Origin of the sequence: Parapedobacter flavus (assembly GCF_035818675.1) — a bacterium.
In the GTDB taxonomy this organism is placed as follows: domain Bacteria; phylum Bacteroidota; class Bacteroidia; order Sphingobacteriales; family Sphingobacteriaceae; genus Parapedobacter; species Parapedobacter flavus.
Genome location: NZ_JAYKZZ010000007.1, coordinates 182,821 through 200,841, shown reverse-complemented (window position 1 = coordinate 200,841; position 18,021 = coordinate 182,821). Strand labels below are relative to the sequence as shown.

The window sequence follows — 18,021 nt, the reverse complement described above, 5'->3', positions numbered from 1 at the left end:
AAAAGTATGATGTATCTAACTCAAAAAGAAAGCGATGCTAGGGTTTTGCAAGTCAAAAACATCTTATCCGAAAGCGATGTGGACGTCGCATTGATTTATTACGACGAGTTTAACATCGGTAACGGTTGGTACCTGACCGGGTGGTGTCCACAATTCGAAAGCGGTGCGGTCCTAGTGCCCAAGACGGGAAGTCCGATGATATTGGGTGGCCCGGAAAGTGAGCCTTTCGCAAAACTGGATAGTGCGATTAAGGACACGCGAAATTTTCCGGTATTTATGGTGCCTGATGAAGAATATCCGAACGCCATAATAATCGATTTCCACACGCTGTTCGCTGAGCTCAACGCGCTTTTGGGTACGGTAAAGCGCGTTGGCTTGGTTGGTGGCGACCGTATGCCGTTCGGGTGCTATCGGCAGTTAGCTGAAGGGTTTTCCGGCGTGGAGCTGGTTGATATCACTCCGGCATACACGGCACTTCGCTATACGAAATCGAGTTGGGAACGCGAACAAATCCGCGCGGCCTTCCGCTTAGCCGATCAGTCTTATCACGCAATGAAAGAACAGATAAAGGCCGGTGTTTCGGAAATCAACATAGCCGCCGCTGGTGAGCACGCCGCTCGCAGCCGGGGTGCAAGCGGCTTCGGGTTCAGCACCATCGTCGGGAGTGGCACGCGATCCAATGCCGTCGTACCTACCGCGAGTATCAAGCCTATCGTGGGTGGTGAATTGGTGATGGTTGGCATTTCGCCGAAAGTAAATGGCTACGCTGGCGTGGTTGGCGATGTAATTGCCGCGGATGGTAATTATACAGACCGGCAGAAATCTTGCATCCAACATTTAAAGCAGGCTTTCCGCTTGACCAAAGCGCAACTGGTTGTGGGTAAAACCGGTAGGGAAATCGATGCGCCTGCGCGGGCTTTCTTTGACCAGCTGGAGCTCTCCCCCTATTTGGTATGCCCATTTGTTCATACGATCGGGCTCCACGAAGCGGAGTCGCCTTTCTTCGGTCCGCAAAGTAACGACGTACTCCAGCCAGGCATGATGGTGTGCATAGACATTAGCTTCTTCGGGCATCCGGAATTCCATGGTGTGCGCATCGAGACCGGCTATGAAATAACTGCCGACGGCCCCGTACCGCTTAGCCCGATGATGGATGCATTATTCCTAAACGATTAATTCACAACGATGAAGACCAACACATTTAATTATTCTGAAATCGATAGTACAACCTTTGATGTCGTTCTTGGTTTTGATATGGAGACAGACATTGGGTCTTATACCCCATTTTATGAAGGCGTAAAATATGGTTCGGACCACCTTCTTTCTGTGTTGGAAAAGCACGGAATTCCCGCCACATTTTATTGGACGGGGCACGCTGCAGAGACGAATCCAGATATCGTACGCCGTATACATTCTTTAGGGCACGAAACAGGTTGTCACGGATTATTTCACGAGACACTGGGCGATCCTATCTTTCCGTTGCCCAACAACTGGCCCATCCTCGAGTCGGAAGTAGAAGGGCGGCTAGTGCGGGCAACCTCGATAATAAAAGACATTTGTGGGACGCAGCCGGTAAGTTTTCGCTGCCCAAGATTATGGGGGAGCACCACGGTAGCGAACGTACTTGAAAAGCTCGGGTACGTTTCCGATGCCTCGTTGCCATTATACTTTTATGGCGAACCTTTAACGCCCTATCACCCCTCTTCGACCGATTGGACGAAACGGGGTAATATGAAATTGCTCGAAATCCCGAATTTCTGCGATATGAGTATGGAGACTAAGGACCCCTACCAACGCGATCGCGATCAATGGCCGTTGTATCGGACGAAGTCCGCGTCATATATGATGGATCAAGCGGAGCGATTCGTCGACTACGTGAACTCGACCGGAGAGCGCCCGGTCCTTTGCTTTTACCTGCACCCCTGGGAATTCTTTCCCATGCCTCAGGGAGCGATTGATTTCGGTGAATGCAGTGTTACCCCGCTATCTTTCATTACTGAGAACTGCGGCCCGGTCGCGGTAAAGCAGCTGGACGTCTTATGCGGATTGCTCAAGAAGGGCGGAGGCCGGTTCCTTACTGCTTCTGCGTTAACGAAGGAATATTAGTCGCTCGATATCATGAAGGCCACACAACTTATAGCTGCATTTAAAAATGCAGGAAAACGGATTCATATCATTGGAAACGAGAACAGCGGCGTTATCGCAGCGCTAGATCTGGAAGGCCGGCTGTTTACCGTGTTGAACGGACAAATTGTTAATCGGGTGAATACCCACGCTATTTCTGCGGAGCGCACGAGTAGCCAATACGTAAATCCAGGAGGCGACGGGCTTTGGCCGGCGCCGGAAGGTACGGCATGCGGTTATCAGTATGCAACAGGTCAATGGCGCGTGCCGCCCGCAATCCGATTTGCACGCTTTCAGGTGGGTGAAAGCGGTGGAAATCGTGCAACCATCATGAGTGAAATAGATTTGGTTAACAACCAAGGAAAAGGAATACCGACGGTATTCGAACGGCAAATAAGCATCCTGCCTGCACTGAACGCTATCGACGTTAACGTGCGGGAGTGTATCACGTATTGCGGCACGCAAGCGCTCTCCAAAACCGAAGTTCTGTTAGCGCCATGGACGCTCTGCCAGTTTAACTGTGACGACGGTTGTGAAGTGTTTTTTCCTTCCTACGACGCGTCGGCGATGTGGGACCTGTATGATCATTCGGTCAACGATCAGCGTAGGTTTGATGCGTCATATTGCTACGTTCCCACAAAAGGTAATGAGCGGTTCCAGATCGGCCTAGATAAAATCGTACCCTGGATTGCCTTCCGAAATCCATCGATCAATCTGTTTGTCCATCGCCAAGCTGAGGCGCTTGCTGCTGGGCAGTCCTATATCGACATTAGCGACGCTCCACCATCAGTTCCTCCCGATCCGCGGGGCGTTCGTTACAGCATATATAGCGATTCGAATGGCTTTATGGAAATAGAAGCCGTGGGGGGTTGCCCCGATATCATATTTCCGGGCACGACGCTTTGTGTATCGGTTAACACGAAATACGTTATTAACAATTGAATTCATGGAACAACTTATAGGTATTATATTTCATTCCATTGGCGGGTTTTCGTCCGCTAGTTTCTATGTACCTTACAGCAGGGTCCGGAAATGGGCATGGAGCACTTATTGGATAGTCCTGGGGTTCGTTGCATGGATAATTATGCCTACGATCGGCGGATGGGTAACGACCACCGATTTGTTTGACACCCTGCGACGAAGTCCGGCAGACAGCAAATGGTGGACGTATTTCTTCGGCGCACTTTGGGGATTTGGCGGCCTGATGTCGGGTCTAGGTTTACGATATCTGGGGTTATCGCTTGGTCAATCCATTTCCTTGGGTGTCTGTGCCATCTTTGGAACGTTGGTTCCCGCTTACCTCGATGGTAAAATGGGCATGTTGGTGTCAAGCCTTCCCGGGATTATCATACTAGTCGGATTTATCTTGACCGTCGTCGGCATCGGTCTCTGTGGCTATGCTGGCGTTTTGAAAGACGCCGAATTAAACGGAGACCAAAAAAAAGAAGCCGTCAAGGAGTTTTCCGCCGTTAAGGGGCTAACGATGGCTATTCTTGGGGGCGTCATGAGCGCTTTTATGGCACTCGCAATCAACGCAGGAGAACCAATTGCGCGTGAAGCAGTAAGTGCCGGAACCGCTGTTGTATTCATGAACATCCCTATATTTGTGTTTGCGCTGGCTGGAGGTTTCACCACCAATGCAGTTTATTCCGTCATTCAAACCGTCAAAAATCGGACCTATTCGGATTTTACGAATAATCCCAAATCTATACAGGTGCGCAACTATTTTTTGGCGCTACTCAGTGGCGTAATGTGGTATGGCCAATACTTCTTTTATGGCATAGGTGCCACCAAGATGGGGCAATACGACTTCGCAAGCTGGAGCCTCCACATGGCGGCGATTATTATTTTCAGCAATCTGTGGGGGCTATGGTTGAAAGAATGGAAATTGGTGGGCAAGCGAACGCTTCGGTTTCTATGGGCCGGCATTATTCTCCTTGTTTTCGCCGTCATTTGCATCGGGGGTGGTAATCATTTGGCAGGAATATAGTAAACCAAAGGTCGCTCCCGTAACCAATTATTTGGTCAAGTCAGCGAGTTATTCATCCATAATACGATGCCCCAAGCCATAATCATTAAATAATTCTGACTCCAGAGCAAAATTTCCCGATTTATCCTAAAAGCCAAGCGTGAAGCACGCTTTTAAGGATGAAACCACCGCCATACTTGCCCCCGGCGCGCCCATCTCGGGCAACTGGACCCCGGAACAACTCACACCTGCGGGGAAATACATACGTGAACAGCTGCGAAAGCTCCATATCCGGTAGAATAGCTATCTTTGCCCCATGCAGCACACGGGCAAAACGGATATCTTCTTCGACCTGGATCATACCATCTGGGATTTCGAGAAGAACGCTGCGGAAACGCTGATGGAGCTGTTTGACACCTATCGTTTCGGCAGCTTCGGAATCGAGTCTGCCCCGGTATTTATCGACACTTACAACCGGAATAACCACCGACTGTGGGCACTATACCATCATGGTAAAATTACCAAAGCCGCACTCCGCGTGGCGCGTTTTGCAGACACCTTCCGCGAGTTCGGCGTCGACCCCAAATGGTTCCCTGCGGCTTTTGAGGAAGACTACCTTCGGTTATGCCCCCAAAAAACCAATCTCTTCCCGCATGCGCACGAAACGCTCGCTTACCTGCAGCAAAAATATACGCTACACCTTATCTCCAATGGATTCGGTGATGCCTCGGAGACCAAAATCACCACGTGCGACCTGAAAAAATATTTTAAAACGATCGTGATATCGGAGGTCGTGGGCGTACATAAACCACATCCGCAAATCTTTCATCATGCTGTTGGCAATGCCAACACGACCATAGCAAACAGTGTAATGATTGGCGATAGCTTGGATGCAGACATCAGAGGTGCCCAGAATGTCGGAATGGACGCTATTTATTTCAATCCTAACAACGCGGTAGTACCTTCAGACATCAAGCAAAGCATCAATACACTAGATGAGCTGAAACAACTGTTTTAAAACTGCTGTTCACCGCCGCCACCGCTGAAGTCTTCCATACCTTCGTTACGTTTGCGATCCTCACGCTTGAGGGTCTGGTCGCCAAAGCGATAGCTGAATGAAAGCGTGAACGTCCGCCGCATCCATCGGTGCTCAAAGTAACGATGCACGCCGTTACTGGTGGTAAATCCGCCAAACCGACGTTGGTTCAAGAGATCTCGGGCATTGAACATGATGCTGCCTTTGCGATTCAACACATCGAGCTTCAGCCCCGCATCGATTACATAGTTTTCAATCGTCTTCCCCTGGGCCATGATACGGGGAGCGCGGTAATCAAACCTGGCCTGCAGCGAAAATATCGGGGTAAATCGATAATTCGTCATCACATTACCATTCCAGCTGAAACCTTCAGAACCGTCGATATCAAATTCCTCACTGCCCTGGAAACGGGTGTGGTAGGCATTTACGTTGGCCATAACGTCCCACTTTTTAGAGATGTCCACCCGCGAAATCAGTTCTAGTCCGGTCGATTCATTCCGACTTATATTTTGCCATTGCATCAGGGTAACGCCGGTATTTTCATCTACCTCGCGGATGATGGGCTGGGTAACATCGTTTACCATCCGATGGTACACCGACGAGGTAACCAATAACGACGGCCATGTTTTCGTGTAACCCAGCTCGAACGAATGGATATCCTCGGGCAGCAGGTTGGGATTCCCTTGGCGGTGGTTCAGGTTATCAGACACATCCACGAAAGGATTCACCTGCCAACCACGGGGCCTGCTTACGCGGCGCGTATAACTAAGTTGCACCTGGTTTTTGTTACCAAACTCCTGCGTTAAAAACACACTGGGATACAAGCGGAAATAATCCAACCGGCCGGTCGAGGTACGATCCTCTTCAGACAATCCCGGTGTGAGCAGCCCCAGCTCCGTATCGAGATAGGCCTGTTCGGCGCGGAGCCCTACCTGATAACCCAAATTATCGGTGAGCTTGTTCTGGTAATTGGCATACAACGCGTGTACGCTGCTGGTCATATCAAAATCGTTGCTTACCGAGTAATCCGGCTGCAGGCCGTTGGTAGAATCTACCCGTGAATACTGATGTTCTAAGCTACTGCGCACGGTGGTGCGGTAACCCGTTTCGAATTTATGGTTATCGTCAAAAGGAAGGACATAATCCAGTTGGATATTCATGTTTCGGCCATCTTCCTCTGTGTCATTGATGCGCATAAGCTCATACATTTCCTCCGGGGGCGTCGTATAGTCTTGGTTAAACCTATTTACGCCTTCTTCACCGTCGTACCCAAAGGCGAAGTTCGCCAACAGCTCCTCCCCTTCGCGCTGGAATTCGCGCTTCACATCCAATGCAACCTCATATCCCAGGTCATCTTCATCCTGGCGGGAGTACCTGCTGCTGTTGCCCGATAGCTGGGGGTGGTTGAGGTACTGGTAAAATAAATCTTCGTTACGGTCATTACCACGCAGGCTCAGGTTACCCGCTAAGCCAATCAATGTCTTCTCGCCCAGGTAATAATCCATGCCTAGTTGAACGCTGTGATTGAGGCCTAGCCGTGCGCTTTCACTCACGTTATTGGTTTGGCTGTTATTACTCAGAATCTCGGTGTTATTTACACCTCCGCCCATCATATTCCGGCGGTTGAACGTATAACCACCGTAGTAGTTGAAGTTCCGGTTCCGAAAATTGAGGTTAAGGCCAGCCATATAATTGTTATAGGACCCGCCGGAAGCATTTACCGAACCGTTGAAGCCCAAGTAGGTATTTTTCTTCAGCACAATATTGATAATGCCCGATTGGCCTTCGGCATCGTATTTCGACGATGGGTTTGTCACCACCTCAATCCGCTCCACGGCATTAGCCGGCAATGCCTGCAAGAATTGCGACACATCGCTACCTGCCAAGGCAGACTCGCGCCCATTGATCAAGATGCGTACACTACTGGAACCGCGTAAACTAACGGTCCCATCCATATCCACTTGCAGGGATGGTACGTTAGACAGAAGGTCTGTGGCTGTGCCACCAACACTCAGGGTGCTTTGGGCAACATTGAATATCTTACGATCGATGCCCAGCTCCATCGGTGGCGGCGTACCTTCCACCACAACCTCCTCAAGCACTTCTCCCGAGGCATTGAGCAACAGGTTACCCAAGTCAGCTCGCTGTCCCGCTACCACCGTTATATTTTCCTGCAGGTAATTGTCATAGCCCACGTACGAAACCCTGATGGCGTAAACCCCGGGGTCGACGTCATTAAAAACGACTTTGCCATCCTCAACGGTCTGCATCCCTGCCACGTACGATTTGTCGGATTGGGTGAGCAGCGCAGCGCTGGCAAAGCCAACCGGCTTTTTCGACGTACCGTCGATCACTACCGCCGATATCGTACCGTGCGGTTGCTGTGCAGACCCAAAAAAAGGCCAAGCAAAAGCCAGCAATAGCCCAATGTATTTTTTAATCTCCCTCATCATCCGTGAAGCATTCATCTGTTTGTTTTCTAATATAATAGTATCTATACGGCTGCAAAGATTGTGCTTTTATTGTAATCTGCTGCCGATGGTAACCGCTTTATTACAGCTAGTGAGCTGCATCGCGTACATTGTTACCTTAAGATGTCAGTTGTTACTCCACGCTTACCGTGAGCCCTTCAGATTTAAGTATTTTGCGGTACACTTCCACTTCGGTATAACTGCCTTCCAATACCGCGCATTTCCCGTCATTGTGCACCTTCCACGCAATATCTTCGGCCTCTGTTTCTGTATACTGGAGATGCTTAACCAAACAGTTGATCACGTGATCAAACGTATTGGTTTCATCATTCCATAGAATTAAGCGGTGACCGGGGGTTACAGCGGCCAATATCTGATCTAGTGTAAAGGTTTCTTCCTGCGTTTCGACCGTCATGATACAAAGTTACGTCTTTTTATAAAATTTCCGTACAATTGTATCAAAGAACCCGGTTTTAGACAGCTTCATATGTATCACTCAAAGATAGCAGGTATCGGCATGTACGTGCCCAGCAACGTGTACACCAACACAGATTTAACCCGTTTCATGGAAACGAGCGACGAATGGATCAGGGAGCGGACAGGTATCCAGGAGCGTCGTTTCGCCGACCGGTACGGCGAGACGACCACAACCATGGCCATCGAAGCGGCCAAGGTAGCGATAGAACGAGCGGGCACAACCGCACAGGATATCGATTTTATCGTCTTTGCGACATTAAGCCCCGACTATTATTTCCCCGGCTGTGGCGTTTTGCTGCAACGTGAAATGGGTATGCGGGAAGTGGGTGCGCTGGATGTTCGTAATCAGTGTTCGGGATTCGTGTATGCGCTATCGGTAGCCGACCAGTTCATCAAAACGGGCATGTACAAAAACATCCTGGTGGTGGGCAGTGAAAAACATTCGTTCGCCATGGACTTCGAGACCCGCAGCCGTAACGTATCGGTCATCTTTGGCGATGGTGCCGGAGCCGTGGTGCTCCAGCCTACTGAAGAAAAGGGCAAAGGTATCCTGAGTACCCATCTCCATAGCGATGGCGCCGACGCTGAGCTCCTGGCGATGTATTATCCGGGAGCCCATGCCAACAAATGGCTGGGCGAAGACGACACTACGCCGTTTCCCGACCAGGAATTGGGCGGCCTTTTCCTTACGGCCGAACAGCTGGACAACGGTGCCGCCCTGCCCTATATGGATGGGCCGGCGGTATTCAAGAAAGCTGTTGTTAAGTTCCCCGAAGTGATCAAAGAAGCATTGGCTGCCAATGACCTCTCTGAAAAGGCCATCGACTTATTGGTACCTCACCAAGCCAATTTACGGATTAGCCAATATGTTCAGAAATTATTGGGGTTGTCAGACACTCAGGTTTTCAACAACATCCAGAAGTACGGGAATACCACCGCTGCCTCTATCCCCATAGCGCTGTGTGAGGCCTGGGAGGCGGGGAGAATAAACCCCGGTGACCTGATCTGCCTAGCCGCCTTTGGGTCGGGCTTTACGTGGGCAAGCGCACTGATTAGGTGGTGAATCGGGGTGCTTAACTCACCGAGTCTAATGCTTCGAAGGGTGAGTTCTTACTGACAAACTCGGGGACGATTTCCTTCATCTTCCTAACCACGCCACTGCTGTTCTTCCTTTCGTTCAATGCAACAAGCTCATAGATAATACGCTTGGCGTATTCGTAGTCAACCGAGTTTACGCGGGCAATATGGATTTTATCGTGGTGGGTAGGCAACACCTTTTCACCATCGTTCAACAGCTCTTCATACAGCTTCTCACCGCTTCTCAATCCGGTATAGATGATTTCAACATCGATATCGGGCTTCAAGCCCGCTAGCTGAATCATCTTCCGTGCTAAATCAACGATTTTGACGGGCTTACCCATATCAAATACGTAGATTTCGCCACCTTGTCCCATCGTACCTGCCTCTAAAACAAGCTGCACGGCCTCGGGTATGGTCATAAAATACCGGGTGATTTCAGGGTGGGTCACCGTCAGCGGTCCGCCTTTTTCTATCTGCGCCCTGAAACGGGGGATGACGGATCCGTTCGACCCGAGTACATTCCCGAAGCGGGTGGTAATAAAACGCGTACCTTTCACCGTCGAACTCCGCCCCGACGCCGAATCAACGAACTGCAAGGACTGTTGACCATCAAGGCTCTGGGTGTAAATCTCGGCAATACGTTTCGAGGCTCCCATCACATTGGTGGGGTTCACGGCTTTATCCGTAGATATCATTACGAATTTCTTCACCCCGAAGAGGATCGACAGATCGGCGATGTTTTTCGTGCCACCGATATTGGTGCTCACCGCTTCTCCGGGATTACGTTCCATCATCGGCACGTGTTTATATGCTGCAGCATGGTAGACCAATTCGGGGCGGTAGTCATTGAAAATCTGATGCATCCGCTCCAGGTTCCGGATATCGGCAATGGCCACCACTACATTGCTGCTCGGAAACTTTTCCTCGATTTCCAGCTGGATCTCATGCATGGGCGACTCCGCTTGGTCGCAGAGCACAAGCACCTGGGGTTCGTAGCGCAATACCTGGCGGACAATCTCAGAACCGATGGAGCCGGCAGCCCCGGTAATCAAAATACGTTTGCCGCACAGGTCATCGCATATCTTGTCGTTATTGATCTTAATCGGTGCGCGCTGCAACAAGTCCTCGATACGAAGATTCTTAATCTGTTGCAACCGCAATCTTCCCGAAACCCATTCCGACGCCGGTGGGACGGTCAGCACTTTAATACCAAGCCGCAGACACCGTTCTACGATGACTTTCTTGTCGCGGCTTCCCAAATGATCTTTCACAAAAATCATCTGATCGATCGCATACCGGTCTTTCAACGCCGGCAAATCTTTCACATGGTAAACCCGCTTCCGTTCAATATAACTATTCAACTTACTGCGGTTGGTGTCAATAAAGCCAATGATAATAAACTTCGATTCCGTACTGTTCTCCAAGGCCTGTTTGGCCATCACTGCATTCTGGTCGGCCCCATAAATCAATACACGTACCGTATCTACATCCTGTGCTTTGCGCATCAATATGAAATAGATGTTTTTCACCGTAATCCGCAGCATGATGAGCAAGGACGTCGCAATGAAAAAATTGATGAGCATCACCAAACCCAATTGGGCATCGTGAATACCCAACAGTGGTCCGAGGATTAAAAAAACCACCATGAGATACGCTGCCGACGTAAATAACATCGCAGAAAATATCTTCAACATATCCCGCGTATCCGAATACCGGATCAAACCGGTATGTATACGCATGAGGAAAAAGACGGGCAACGCAATACCACTATACATTGCTGTATAGATAAAAAAATGCCCACGTACTATTTCGTGGAAATTAAATTGCTTGGCTATAAAATAAGATAGCGAAAACGACCAAGTTAATATCAGTAGATCCAGTAATAATATGGCCCAACGGGGTACTGTTTTGAAGCGAAGTATTAGTTCTTTCATGTAAGCCGGATAATGTAGCCCTTACCTGTTGGCATAAAAATCAGCCAAGCTTGCCCCACACTGCTACAATAAATATAGATAAATGATTAAAACACATTAATCTCCCACGCACGTTGCGATTCCAAATACTCAATAACCAGGCCAAAGAGTGGTATCGCATGCTACGTGAAGAACAACACAAATATAGCGGGTTTGTTTTCGCTAATATATACCTAATATTAGGTATTTTGTGTCTGCGCGTAGCCGTGAACAAAAAAAGGACATCGAATGTCCTTTTTAGTAAGCAATTTGTCCCGAAATCACCTATCCGTTAGATAACGCAGCGGCACCACTCACAATCTCTGTTAGTTCGGTGGTAATCGCCGCCTGGCGTGCTTGGTTGTAAGAGAGTTTCAGGGATTTGAGCAACTCACCGGCATTATCGGTAGCCTTATCCATAGCGGTCATCCGCGCGCCGTGCTCAGAGGCGTGCGAATCCAGCACCGCCTTATACAATTGCACCCGAATGGCCTTGGGGATGAGTTCTTCAACAATTTCCTCTTTGGAGGGTTCAATGATATAATCAACGGCAGTTTCCGATGCGTCGGAAACCTCCGCAGTAGGCAATAGCGGAAGCAACCGTTCGGTCGTCAGTATCTGAACGCCGGCATTCTTGAAGCGGTTATACACCAATTCTACCCGATCATATGCTCCTTCGGCAAAACCTTCCATGATGACTTCGGCAATCTTGGAGGTGTTTTCAAAATTAAGCGCCAGGAATAAATCATTATGATTGCCCACCACTTGGTAGTTGCGCTTCAGGTAATAATCTTGCGCACGTTTCCCAATGCCGATCACCCGCACATTCCCAGCATGTAATTGCTCGCTGTACCGCTCGGCTATCAGTTGGTTGGCCGTTTTTATCACGTTGGTGTTGAAAGCACCGGCCAAACCCCGGTTGGAAGCAATAACAACCACCAACACGTTATTGGGCTTACGGTCTACCGTATAAGGCGACGCTCCACTTTCCACACTGGCAGACACATTGGCCAAGATATCCCGAAGCTTCTCAGCATATGGACGCAATTGAACAATCGCATTCGTTGCCCGTTTGAGTTTGGCTGCCGAAACCATCTTCATCGCCTTCGTGATCTGCTGTGTAGACGTGACGGACGTAATCCGGTTCCTTACTTCTTTTAAGTTTGCCATTTTTTAGACACTAGACACTAGACTTTAGACACTAGACTTTAGACACTAGACCCGCTTCCCTTTTACACGTCTGTTGTCTGTTGTCTATTGTCTTACATCTAACTATTAATACTTATCTGCCAACTCTTTCGCAACCTTTTCCAACACACCCGTAAGTTCGTCGTTGTATTTTCCTTCTTTCAGGGCTTTCAACACTTCCGGATGACGTTGCTCCAGCTGTTGCAGGTACTCAGCTTCAAATTCCTTTACCTTATCTACAGGCACACTGCGGAATAATCCCCGCACACCGGCATAGATAATCGCTACTTGCTTTTCTACAGGCACCGGGGCGAACTGGCCTTGTTTCAGTATCTCCACGTTACGCACCCCTTTATCGAGCACGGCTTTGGTAGCCGCATCGAGATCGGATCCGAACTTGGAGAATGCCTCCAACTCGCGGTACTGGGCTTGGTCGAGTTTCAACGTACCTGCCACCTTCTTCATCGACTTGATTTGGGCATTACCACCTACACGCGAAACGGAAATACCTACGTTGATAGCTGGGCGTACACCTGCGTTGAACAGGTTGGATTCCAAGAATATCTGGCCGTCGGTAATGGAGATCACGTTGGTCGGGATATATGCGGATACGTCGCCAGCCTGGGTTTCGATAATCGGCAATGCCGTCAACGACCCCCCGCCTTTAACGAGCCCTTTAATCGAATCGGGCAAGTCGTTCATGTTTTGTGCAATGGCGTCGGAGCTATTGATTTTCGCTGCACGTTCCAGCAGACGGCTATGCAGGTAGAACACATCGCCCGGATACGCCTCGCGGCCCGGTGGGCGGCGCAACAGCAGCGACACTTCGCGATAAGCCACCGCTTGCTTGGACAAATCGTCGTAAATAATCAATGCGGGCCGACCGGTGTCGCGGAAGAACTCACCAATAGCGGCACCCGCCATGGGTGCATAAAACTGCATCGGCGCAGGGTCGGCAGCAGAAGCGGCCACAACAACCGTGTAAGGCATGGCACCACGCTCTTCCAAGGTGCGGACGATGTTGGCAACCGTGGAGTTCTTTTGTCCGACGGCAACATATATACAGAATACCGGCTCGCCGGCATCGTAAAATTCCTTTTGGTTGATGATGGTGTCGATACACACCGCCGTCTTGCCCGTTTGGCGGTCGCCGATAACCAATTCCCGCTGGCCACGGCCGATGGGAATCATGGCATCGATTGCTTTGATACCGGTTTGCAGCGGCTCATTCACCGGCTGGCGATAGATAACACCCGGTGCCTTCCGCTCAATAGGCATTTCGTAGGTGTCGCCCACAATAGGACCTTTGCCATCAATAGGCTCACCCAAGGTATTCACCACCCGGCCCAACATGCCTTCACCTACCTTGATAGAGGCAATCCGGCGCGTACGCCTGATGGTATCGCCCTCTTTGATCTCGTCGGACTTCCCAAGCAATACCACACCCACATTATCCTCCTCGAGATTCAATACAATGCCTTGCAATCCGTTGTCAAATTCGACCAATTCACCGGACTGGACTTTCGTTAAGCCGTAAATCCGTGCAATACCGTCGCCAATCTGCAGTACGGTACCGACTTCTTCAAGCTCCGCTTCTGATTTAAAGCTCGACAATTGTTCTCTCAAAATTGCCGATACTTCATCGGGTCTTACCTCTATCATCTTATTTGTATTAGGGGTTTCTTTTATTATTTGCTGTTTGCTTTTTTGCTGTTTGCTTTTTGCAGTTTGCGGTATGCCTATGTCTGTTGTCTCGCGTCTGTTGTCTAACGTCTCAGCCAACTACCTGCGTTTCAAAATGGCGCTTCAGTTTATTTAACTTGCCGCTGATGCTGGCGTCGATCTGCTTGTCGCCCACGTTTACCACAAACCCGCCGATCAGTGAGGAGTCTACCGTGTTCCGTAATACGACCTCGGCATTGATCTCACTGGCAATTACTTTTTGCAATGCGTCCAAGTTATTCGCAGAAAGTTTGGTGGCCGAAACCACCGTGGCATGTACAATACCCTTCACTTCGTTGTACTCGCGGATAAACTCACGTGCTGTGGCGTATAGGATACCGGCCCGGCCCTTTCGAACCATGATATGGAAAAAAGCAACGATGGAAGGGTGTATTTTATCACCAAACAACGCATCGAGGATATTACGCTTTTTATCCTGTTTCATGATGGGGTTCTTCAATACAGCTTGCAGTTCGCTATTGGCACGTAACGTGCCAATAAACTGGTCCATATCCTTTTTAACCACCTCAAGGTTTCCTTGCTCCTGTGCCAGGTCAATGAGTGACTTGGCATACCGCGACGCAACTTTAAACTCAGACATATCGTTCTTGCTCTTGCCTCTGATCGAGTTAATTTAACTTTACGTCCTTCAACAGGTCGACCACCAATGCCTCCTGCTGTTGTTCGTTTTCAAACTCCCTTTGGAGTACTTTGCGCGCAATGTCTAACGATAGCGACGACACTTGGTTTTTTACCTCCGCCAATGCCTGTTTCTTCTGGTCGTCGATCTCCTTCCGCGCTTGGTCAATGAGCTTGGCACCTTCTGCCTGGGCAAGCACCTTTGCGTCAGCAACCAATTGATCTTTCAATTCCTTTGCTTCTTTCAGGATCACATCCCGTTCGGCCCGGGCAGCTTTAAGGAGCTGCTCGTTCTCGTTAGTGAGCCGCGCCATTTCATCCTTTGCCTTCTCGGCCGACGCCAACGCACTTTCTATCGATTGTTCGCGTTCACCAATGGCTTCCATGATGGGCCTCCAAGCAAATTTCCGCAACAACAGCAACAGCAGGAAGAACGCTATCAGGGTCCAAAAAACCAATCCTATACTCGGATTACCAATATCAAAACTCATATACGATGTTAAATTTGATTCTGTTTAAATGAAGGCCGAACAACGGACCAACCGTCGGCTGTCCGGCCTTCTATTCAGTGCTTTGTAGGATTAATTTAATCCCATCAAAGAAACCACGACTGCAAACAGGGCAACACCTTCGATGAGGGCCGCTGCAATGATCATCGCAGTCTGAATTTTAGAAGCAGCTTCGGGCTGACGGGCAATACCTTCCATGGCTTTGCCACCAACCTGTCCGATACCGAGTCCGGCACCGATAACTGCTAATCCGGCACCAATTGCCGCAATTGAACCTACCATAACAAATTGAATTTAATGTATATTATATATAGTGTAAACTCCTTAATGATGCTCTTCTACGGCCATGCCGATAAACAGGGCTGTGAGCAACGTAAATATAAATGCCTGCAAAACACCGACAAGTAGTTCCAATACGTTCATAAACAATACAAACGCCAATGAAACCGGCGCAATGGCCAACGACTTGAAGACAAAGATCAGTGAAATAAGGCTCAAAATAATGATGTGTCCCGCCGTAATATTAGCGAACAAACGAATCATCAGTGCGAACGGCTTGGAGATAACGCCCACCAATTCCACTGGAATCATGATGGGGTATAACCACCAAGGTACATCCGGTGCCAAAATGTGTTTCCAATAGTACCTATTACCGTTGATGTTGACGACAATCAATACGATAAACGCCAATACGAATGTCACCGCGATATTGCCGGTTACGTTGGCCGCCCCTGGGAAAATAGGAATCAATCCCAACAGGTTATTAATCCAGATGAAAAAGAAAATCGTTAACAAGAGCGGCATAAACCGTGCGTAACGATGACCAATATTAGGCCGCGCAATGTCATCGCGTACGAAAAGGATGATCGGTTCAATGAGCGATTGGAAACCTTTGGGCGCCTTTCCTTCGCGCTTTTTGTATGCACGGGCTACCGAAGAGAAAATCAGCACCAGTAAAAACACCGACAAGAATATGGCAGCCACGTTCTTGGTGATGGAAAAATCCCATACCTTCTTTGATGCCGCTTCATCCACGGTCCCATTTGCACCTACTACCTGTATTTTCTTTTTATCTACTAACCGGTAGGTATAGTGTTTCCCCTGGTAGTCGTGCTCGCCGTGGTGAAACTGGGAAGACAGGAAGAACTCAAACCCTTTATCGGTGTAAAGAATTACCGGAAGCGGAAGTGAATAATGACCCACAATGTGCCAGTCATGGGCATCGGCGATATGCTCCATAATCACCTCGGTGGGCTTAAATTCTTCTTCACCATGCACTTCGTGGGCGACCGAAGCAGCGGCTGTAGTGGTGGAATCGGCAGTTTGTGCAACGGAAAAGGTTGTAAAAACGGCGAAAATAGCAATGAAGCTGATTTTTTTTGAGTCGAAAAAGTGCCTAAAATCCATCTATTCCCAATTTTTTACGTCTGATTTTGGTCGCGCAAGTTACGCAACAAACAGCTAACTTCAAAGGCTGTAAACAAGAAATATAGCGAAAAAAAGTTGACCGCTGTAAGCATCTTATTCTCAGGGTATTTTATTATCAATACGGCCACCGCAATCAAACAGGCCAGTAGCTTCAGGAAAAGCCCGCCAATTAGGCTCAGAATAGACATTTCCCCCCCCCTTCGGATACCGAGGTCGCTCAATAGATAAGCTAATAACGTGGTAGCAAATACCACCACAAAAAGCAACCAGAAGTGGGGGCTCAAAACGGGCGTACTTTTGAATATGATCGGCAGTGCTGCGGCGATCCCCGCGATGATCAATGAAAATCCGTGGAAATAAAAGATGAAACGTAACAGGGGCATGGCTATACCGTTATTTCTCCTTTAAACACAAATTTGGCGGGGCCCTCCAGGAATACATCGGTAAAGCGGCTCCCGTTTTTATGGAAGCGTATGGTGAGGTTGCCACCAGCCACCCGGATAGGGATGGCCAATGGGCCGTCCTGTCCCTCATGTGCGGCCATGGCGATGGCTACTGCCGTAGCTCCCGTGCCACAGGCCAGTGTCTCGTCTTCCACACCGCGCTCATAGGTTCGCATAAAATACCCGGCCCCCTCCGCTTCTACAAAATTCACGTTAATGCCTTCCGACCGGTAACGCTCGCTGTTACGCACACGGCGTCCCTCCGCAACGACGGGGAAGTCGGCCAATCCATCCACAAGTGCTACATAATGCGGAGACCCTGTGTCGAGCACATAAGCTTCTCCATGGCGTTCAATAGCGTCCACATCAATCATTTGCAGACGCACGGTGCCTTGTTGACTGTCGATATCGGCCCGATGTTGTCCGTCTACTGCCAAAAAGTCGGTCGTTTCGCCAATTATTCCTTGATCTTTCGCGAACGCAACGATACACCGCCCTCCATTACCGCACATGCTCCCCTCCCGGCCGTCTGCGTTGAAATACACCATCTCGAAATCGTACCCATCTACATCTTGCAACAACATCAGCCCGTCGGCACCAACACCAAATCGCCGATCGCACAAACGGCGCACCAAATCAGTGTTATCCCTATCAAACAAGAGGTTACGGTTATCAACGATAACGAAATCGTTGCCTGCGCCTTGGTATTTATAAAACGTATAAGTTGCCATGTATTTCCGTTAGCGGGTCAAAGGTAGGTATATCCGTTCAATAATTCATCACGGGCTGTCGGGTAGCTTCCGCGATGTCGCTTTAACATTATTTAACAGAAAAGTATGCCCTCCCACTTGCTTTCGCATGCCAAATGGTATTACATTTGAGCATATTTGTGCGAGCCCAGCATTTTTCGAACCCACTCTTAGCTTCGAAGCATCCGTTGGTGCGTTTAAGGACAAATTGTATTTATATAGTAAAATTAAAGG

At 49.1% G+C, this 18,021-nt stretch carries 18 protein-coding genes; 7 read left to right on the top strand and 11 right to left on the bottom strand.

Going from position 1 to position 18,021, the window contains the following annotated elements; translation table 11 throughout:
* The first annotated feature begins 6 nt into the window (after positions 1-6).
* The 6 genes from U9S71_RS07755 to U9S71_RS07730 all read left to right on the top strand — a co-directional run bounded on the left by U9S71_RS07755 (position 7) and on the right by U9S71_RS07730 (position 5,111).
* Entirely contained in the window at positions 7-1,176 is a 1,170-nt protein-coding gene (locus U9S71_RS07755; RefSeq protein WP_326326502.1) for a Xaa-Pro peptidase family protein, read from the top strand.
* Positions 1,177-1,185: 9 nt separating this feature from the next.
* Positions 1,186-2,106, top strand: a complete 921-nt coding sequence (locus U9S71_RS07750; protein ID WP_326326501.1) for a polysaccharide deacetylase family protein — start codon at positions 1,186-1,188, stop codon at positions 2,104-2,106.
* A gap of 12 nt (positions 2,107-2,118) precedes the next feature.
* A complete protein-coding gene (locus U9S71_RS07745; RefSeq protein WP_326326499.1) occupies positions 2,119-3,066 on the top strand; it encodes a DUF6786 family protein in 948 nt (315 codons plus the stop codon).
* A 4-nt stretch (positions 3,067-3,070) separates the two neighbouring features.
* Positions 3,071-4,114: an L-rhamnose/proton symporter RhaT gene (locus U9S71_RS07740; RefSeq protein ID WP_326326498.1), complete on the top strand. Its 1,044-nt coding sequence runs from the start codon at positions 3,071-3,073 to the stop codon at positions 4,112-4,114.
* Positions 4,115-4,253: 139 nt separating this feature from the next.
* The gene (locus U9S71_RS07735; protein ID WP_326326497.1) at positions 4,254-4,391 is read left to right on the top strand and encodes a hypothetical protein; all 138 of its coding nucleotides are present in this window, start codon (positions 4,254-4,256) and stop codon (positions 4,389-4,391) included.
* Positions 4,392-4,409: 18 nt separating this feature from the next.
* Entirely contained in the window at positions 4,410-5,111 is a 702-nt protein-coding gene (locus tag U9S71_RS07730) for a YjjG family noncanonical pyrimidine nucleotidase (protein WP_326326495.1), read from the top strand.
* On the opposite strand, the gene U9S71_RS07725 is transcribed toward U9S71_RS07730, so the two are convergent.
* The gene (locus U9S71_RS07725; protein WP_326326494.1) at positions 5,108-7,597 is read right to left on the bottom strand and encodes a TonB-dependent receptor; all 2,490 of its coding nucleotides are present in this window, start codon (positions 7,595-7,597) and stop codon (positions 5,108-5,110) included. The genes U9S71_RS07730 and U9S71_RS07725 overlap by 4 nt on opposite strands.
* Positions 7,598-7,733: 136 nt before the next feature.
* Entirely contained in the window at positions 7,734-8,015 is a 282-nt protein-coding gene (locus tag U9S71_RS07720) for an ATP-dependent Clp protease adaptor ClpS (RefSeq protein ID WP_326326492.1), read from the bottom strand.
* A gap of 72 nt (positions 8,016-8,087) precedes the next feature.
* On the opposite strand from U9S71_RS07720, the gene U9S71_RS07715 reads away from it, so the two are divergent.
* Positions 8,088-9,140 (top strand): 3-oxoacyl-ACP synthase III family protein, encoded by a 1,053-nt coding sequence (locus U9S71_RS07715; protein WP_326326491.1) that lies wholly within the window; start codon positions 8,088-8,090, stop codon positions 9,138-9,140.
* A gap of 10 nt (positions 9,141-9,150) precedes the next feature.
* Here the strand turns inward: U9S71_RS07715 and U9S71_RS07710 are convergent, their stop codons facing one another.
* From U9S71_RS07710 to dapF, 9 genes are all read right to left on the bottom strand, one after another.
* Positions 9,151-11,091, bottom strand: coding sequence for a polysaccharide biosynthesis protein (locus U9S71_RS07710; protein ID WP_326326489.1), 1,941 nt, complete (start codon positions 11,089-11,091; stop codon positions 9,151-9,153).
* 303 nt (positions 11,092-11,394) lie between these two features.
* Positions 11,395-12,279, bottom strand: a complete 885-nt coding sequence (atpG, locus tag U9S71_RS07705; protein WP_326326488.1) for an ATP synthase F1 subunit gamma — start codon at positions 12,277-12,279, stop codon at positions 11,395-11,397.
* Positions 12,280-12,384: 105 nt separating this feature from the next.
* On the bottom strand, positions 12,385-13,959 hold the full coding sequence (atpA, locus tag U9S71_RS07700) for a F0F1 ATP synthase subunit alpha (RefSeq protein WP_326326486.1): 1,575 nt from the start codon (positions 13,957-13,959) through the stop codon (positions 12,385-12,387).
* Between the two features lie 112 nt (positions 13,960-14,071).
* Positions 14,072-14,620, bottom strand: a complete 549-nt coding sequence (gene atpH / locus U9S71_RS07695; protein WP_326326485.1) for an ATP synthase F1 subunit delta — start codon at positions 14,618-14,620, stop codon at positions 14,072-14,074.
* Positions 14,621-14,648: 28 nt separating this feature from the next.
* Positions 14,649-15,149, bottom strand: coding sequence for a F0F1 ATP synthase subunit B (locus U9S71_RS07690; RefSeq protein ID WP_326326483.1), 501 nt, complete (start codon positions 15,147-15,149; stop codon positions 14,649-14,651).
* 90 nt (positions 15,150-15,239) lie between these two features.
* A complete protein-coding gene (gene atpE, locus U9S71_RS07685; RefSeq protein WP_325636436.1) occupies positions 15,240-15,449 on the bottom strand; it encodes an ATP synthase F0 subunit C in 210 nt (69 codons plus the stop codon).
* Positions 15,450-15,491: 42 nt separating this feature from the next.
* Complete coding sequence (gene atpB / locus U9S71_RS07680) at positions 15,492-16,574, bottom strand: F0F1 ATP synthase subunit A (RefSeq protein WP_326326482.1); 1,083 nt, start codon at positions 16,572-16,574, stop codon at positions 15,492-15,494.
* Between the two features lie 14 nt (positions 16,575-16,588).
* Positions 16,589-16,978: a hypothetical protein gene (locus U9S71_RS07675; RefSeq protein ID WP_326326481.1), complete on the bottom strand. Its 390-nt coding sequence runs from the start codon at positions 16,976-16,978 to the stop codon at positions 16,589-16,591.
* 2 nt (positions 16,979-16,980) lie between these two features.
* Positions 16,981-17,769 (bottom strand): diaminopimelate epimerase, encoded by a 789-nt coding sequence (gene dapF, locus U9S71_RS07670; protein ID WP_326326480.1) that lies wholly within the window; start codon positions 17,767-17,769, stop codon positions 16,981-16,983.
* Between the last annotated feature and the right edge of the window lie 252 nt (positions 17,770-18,021).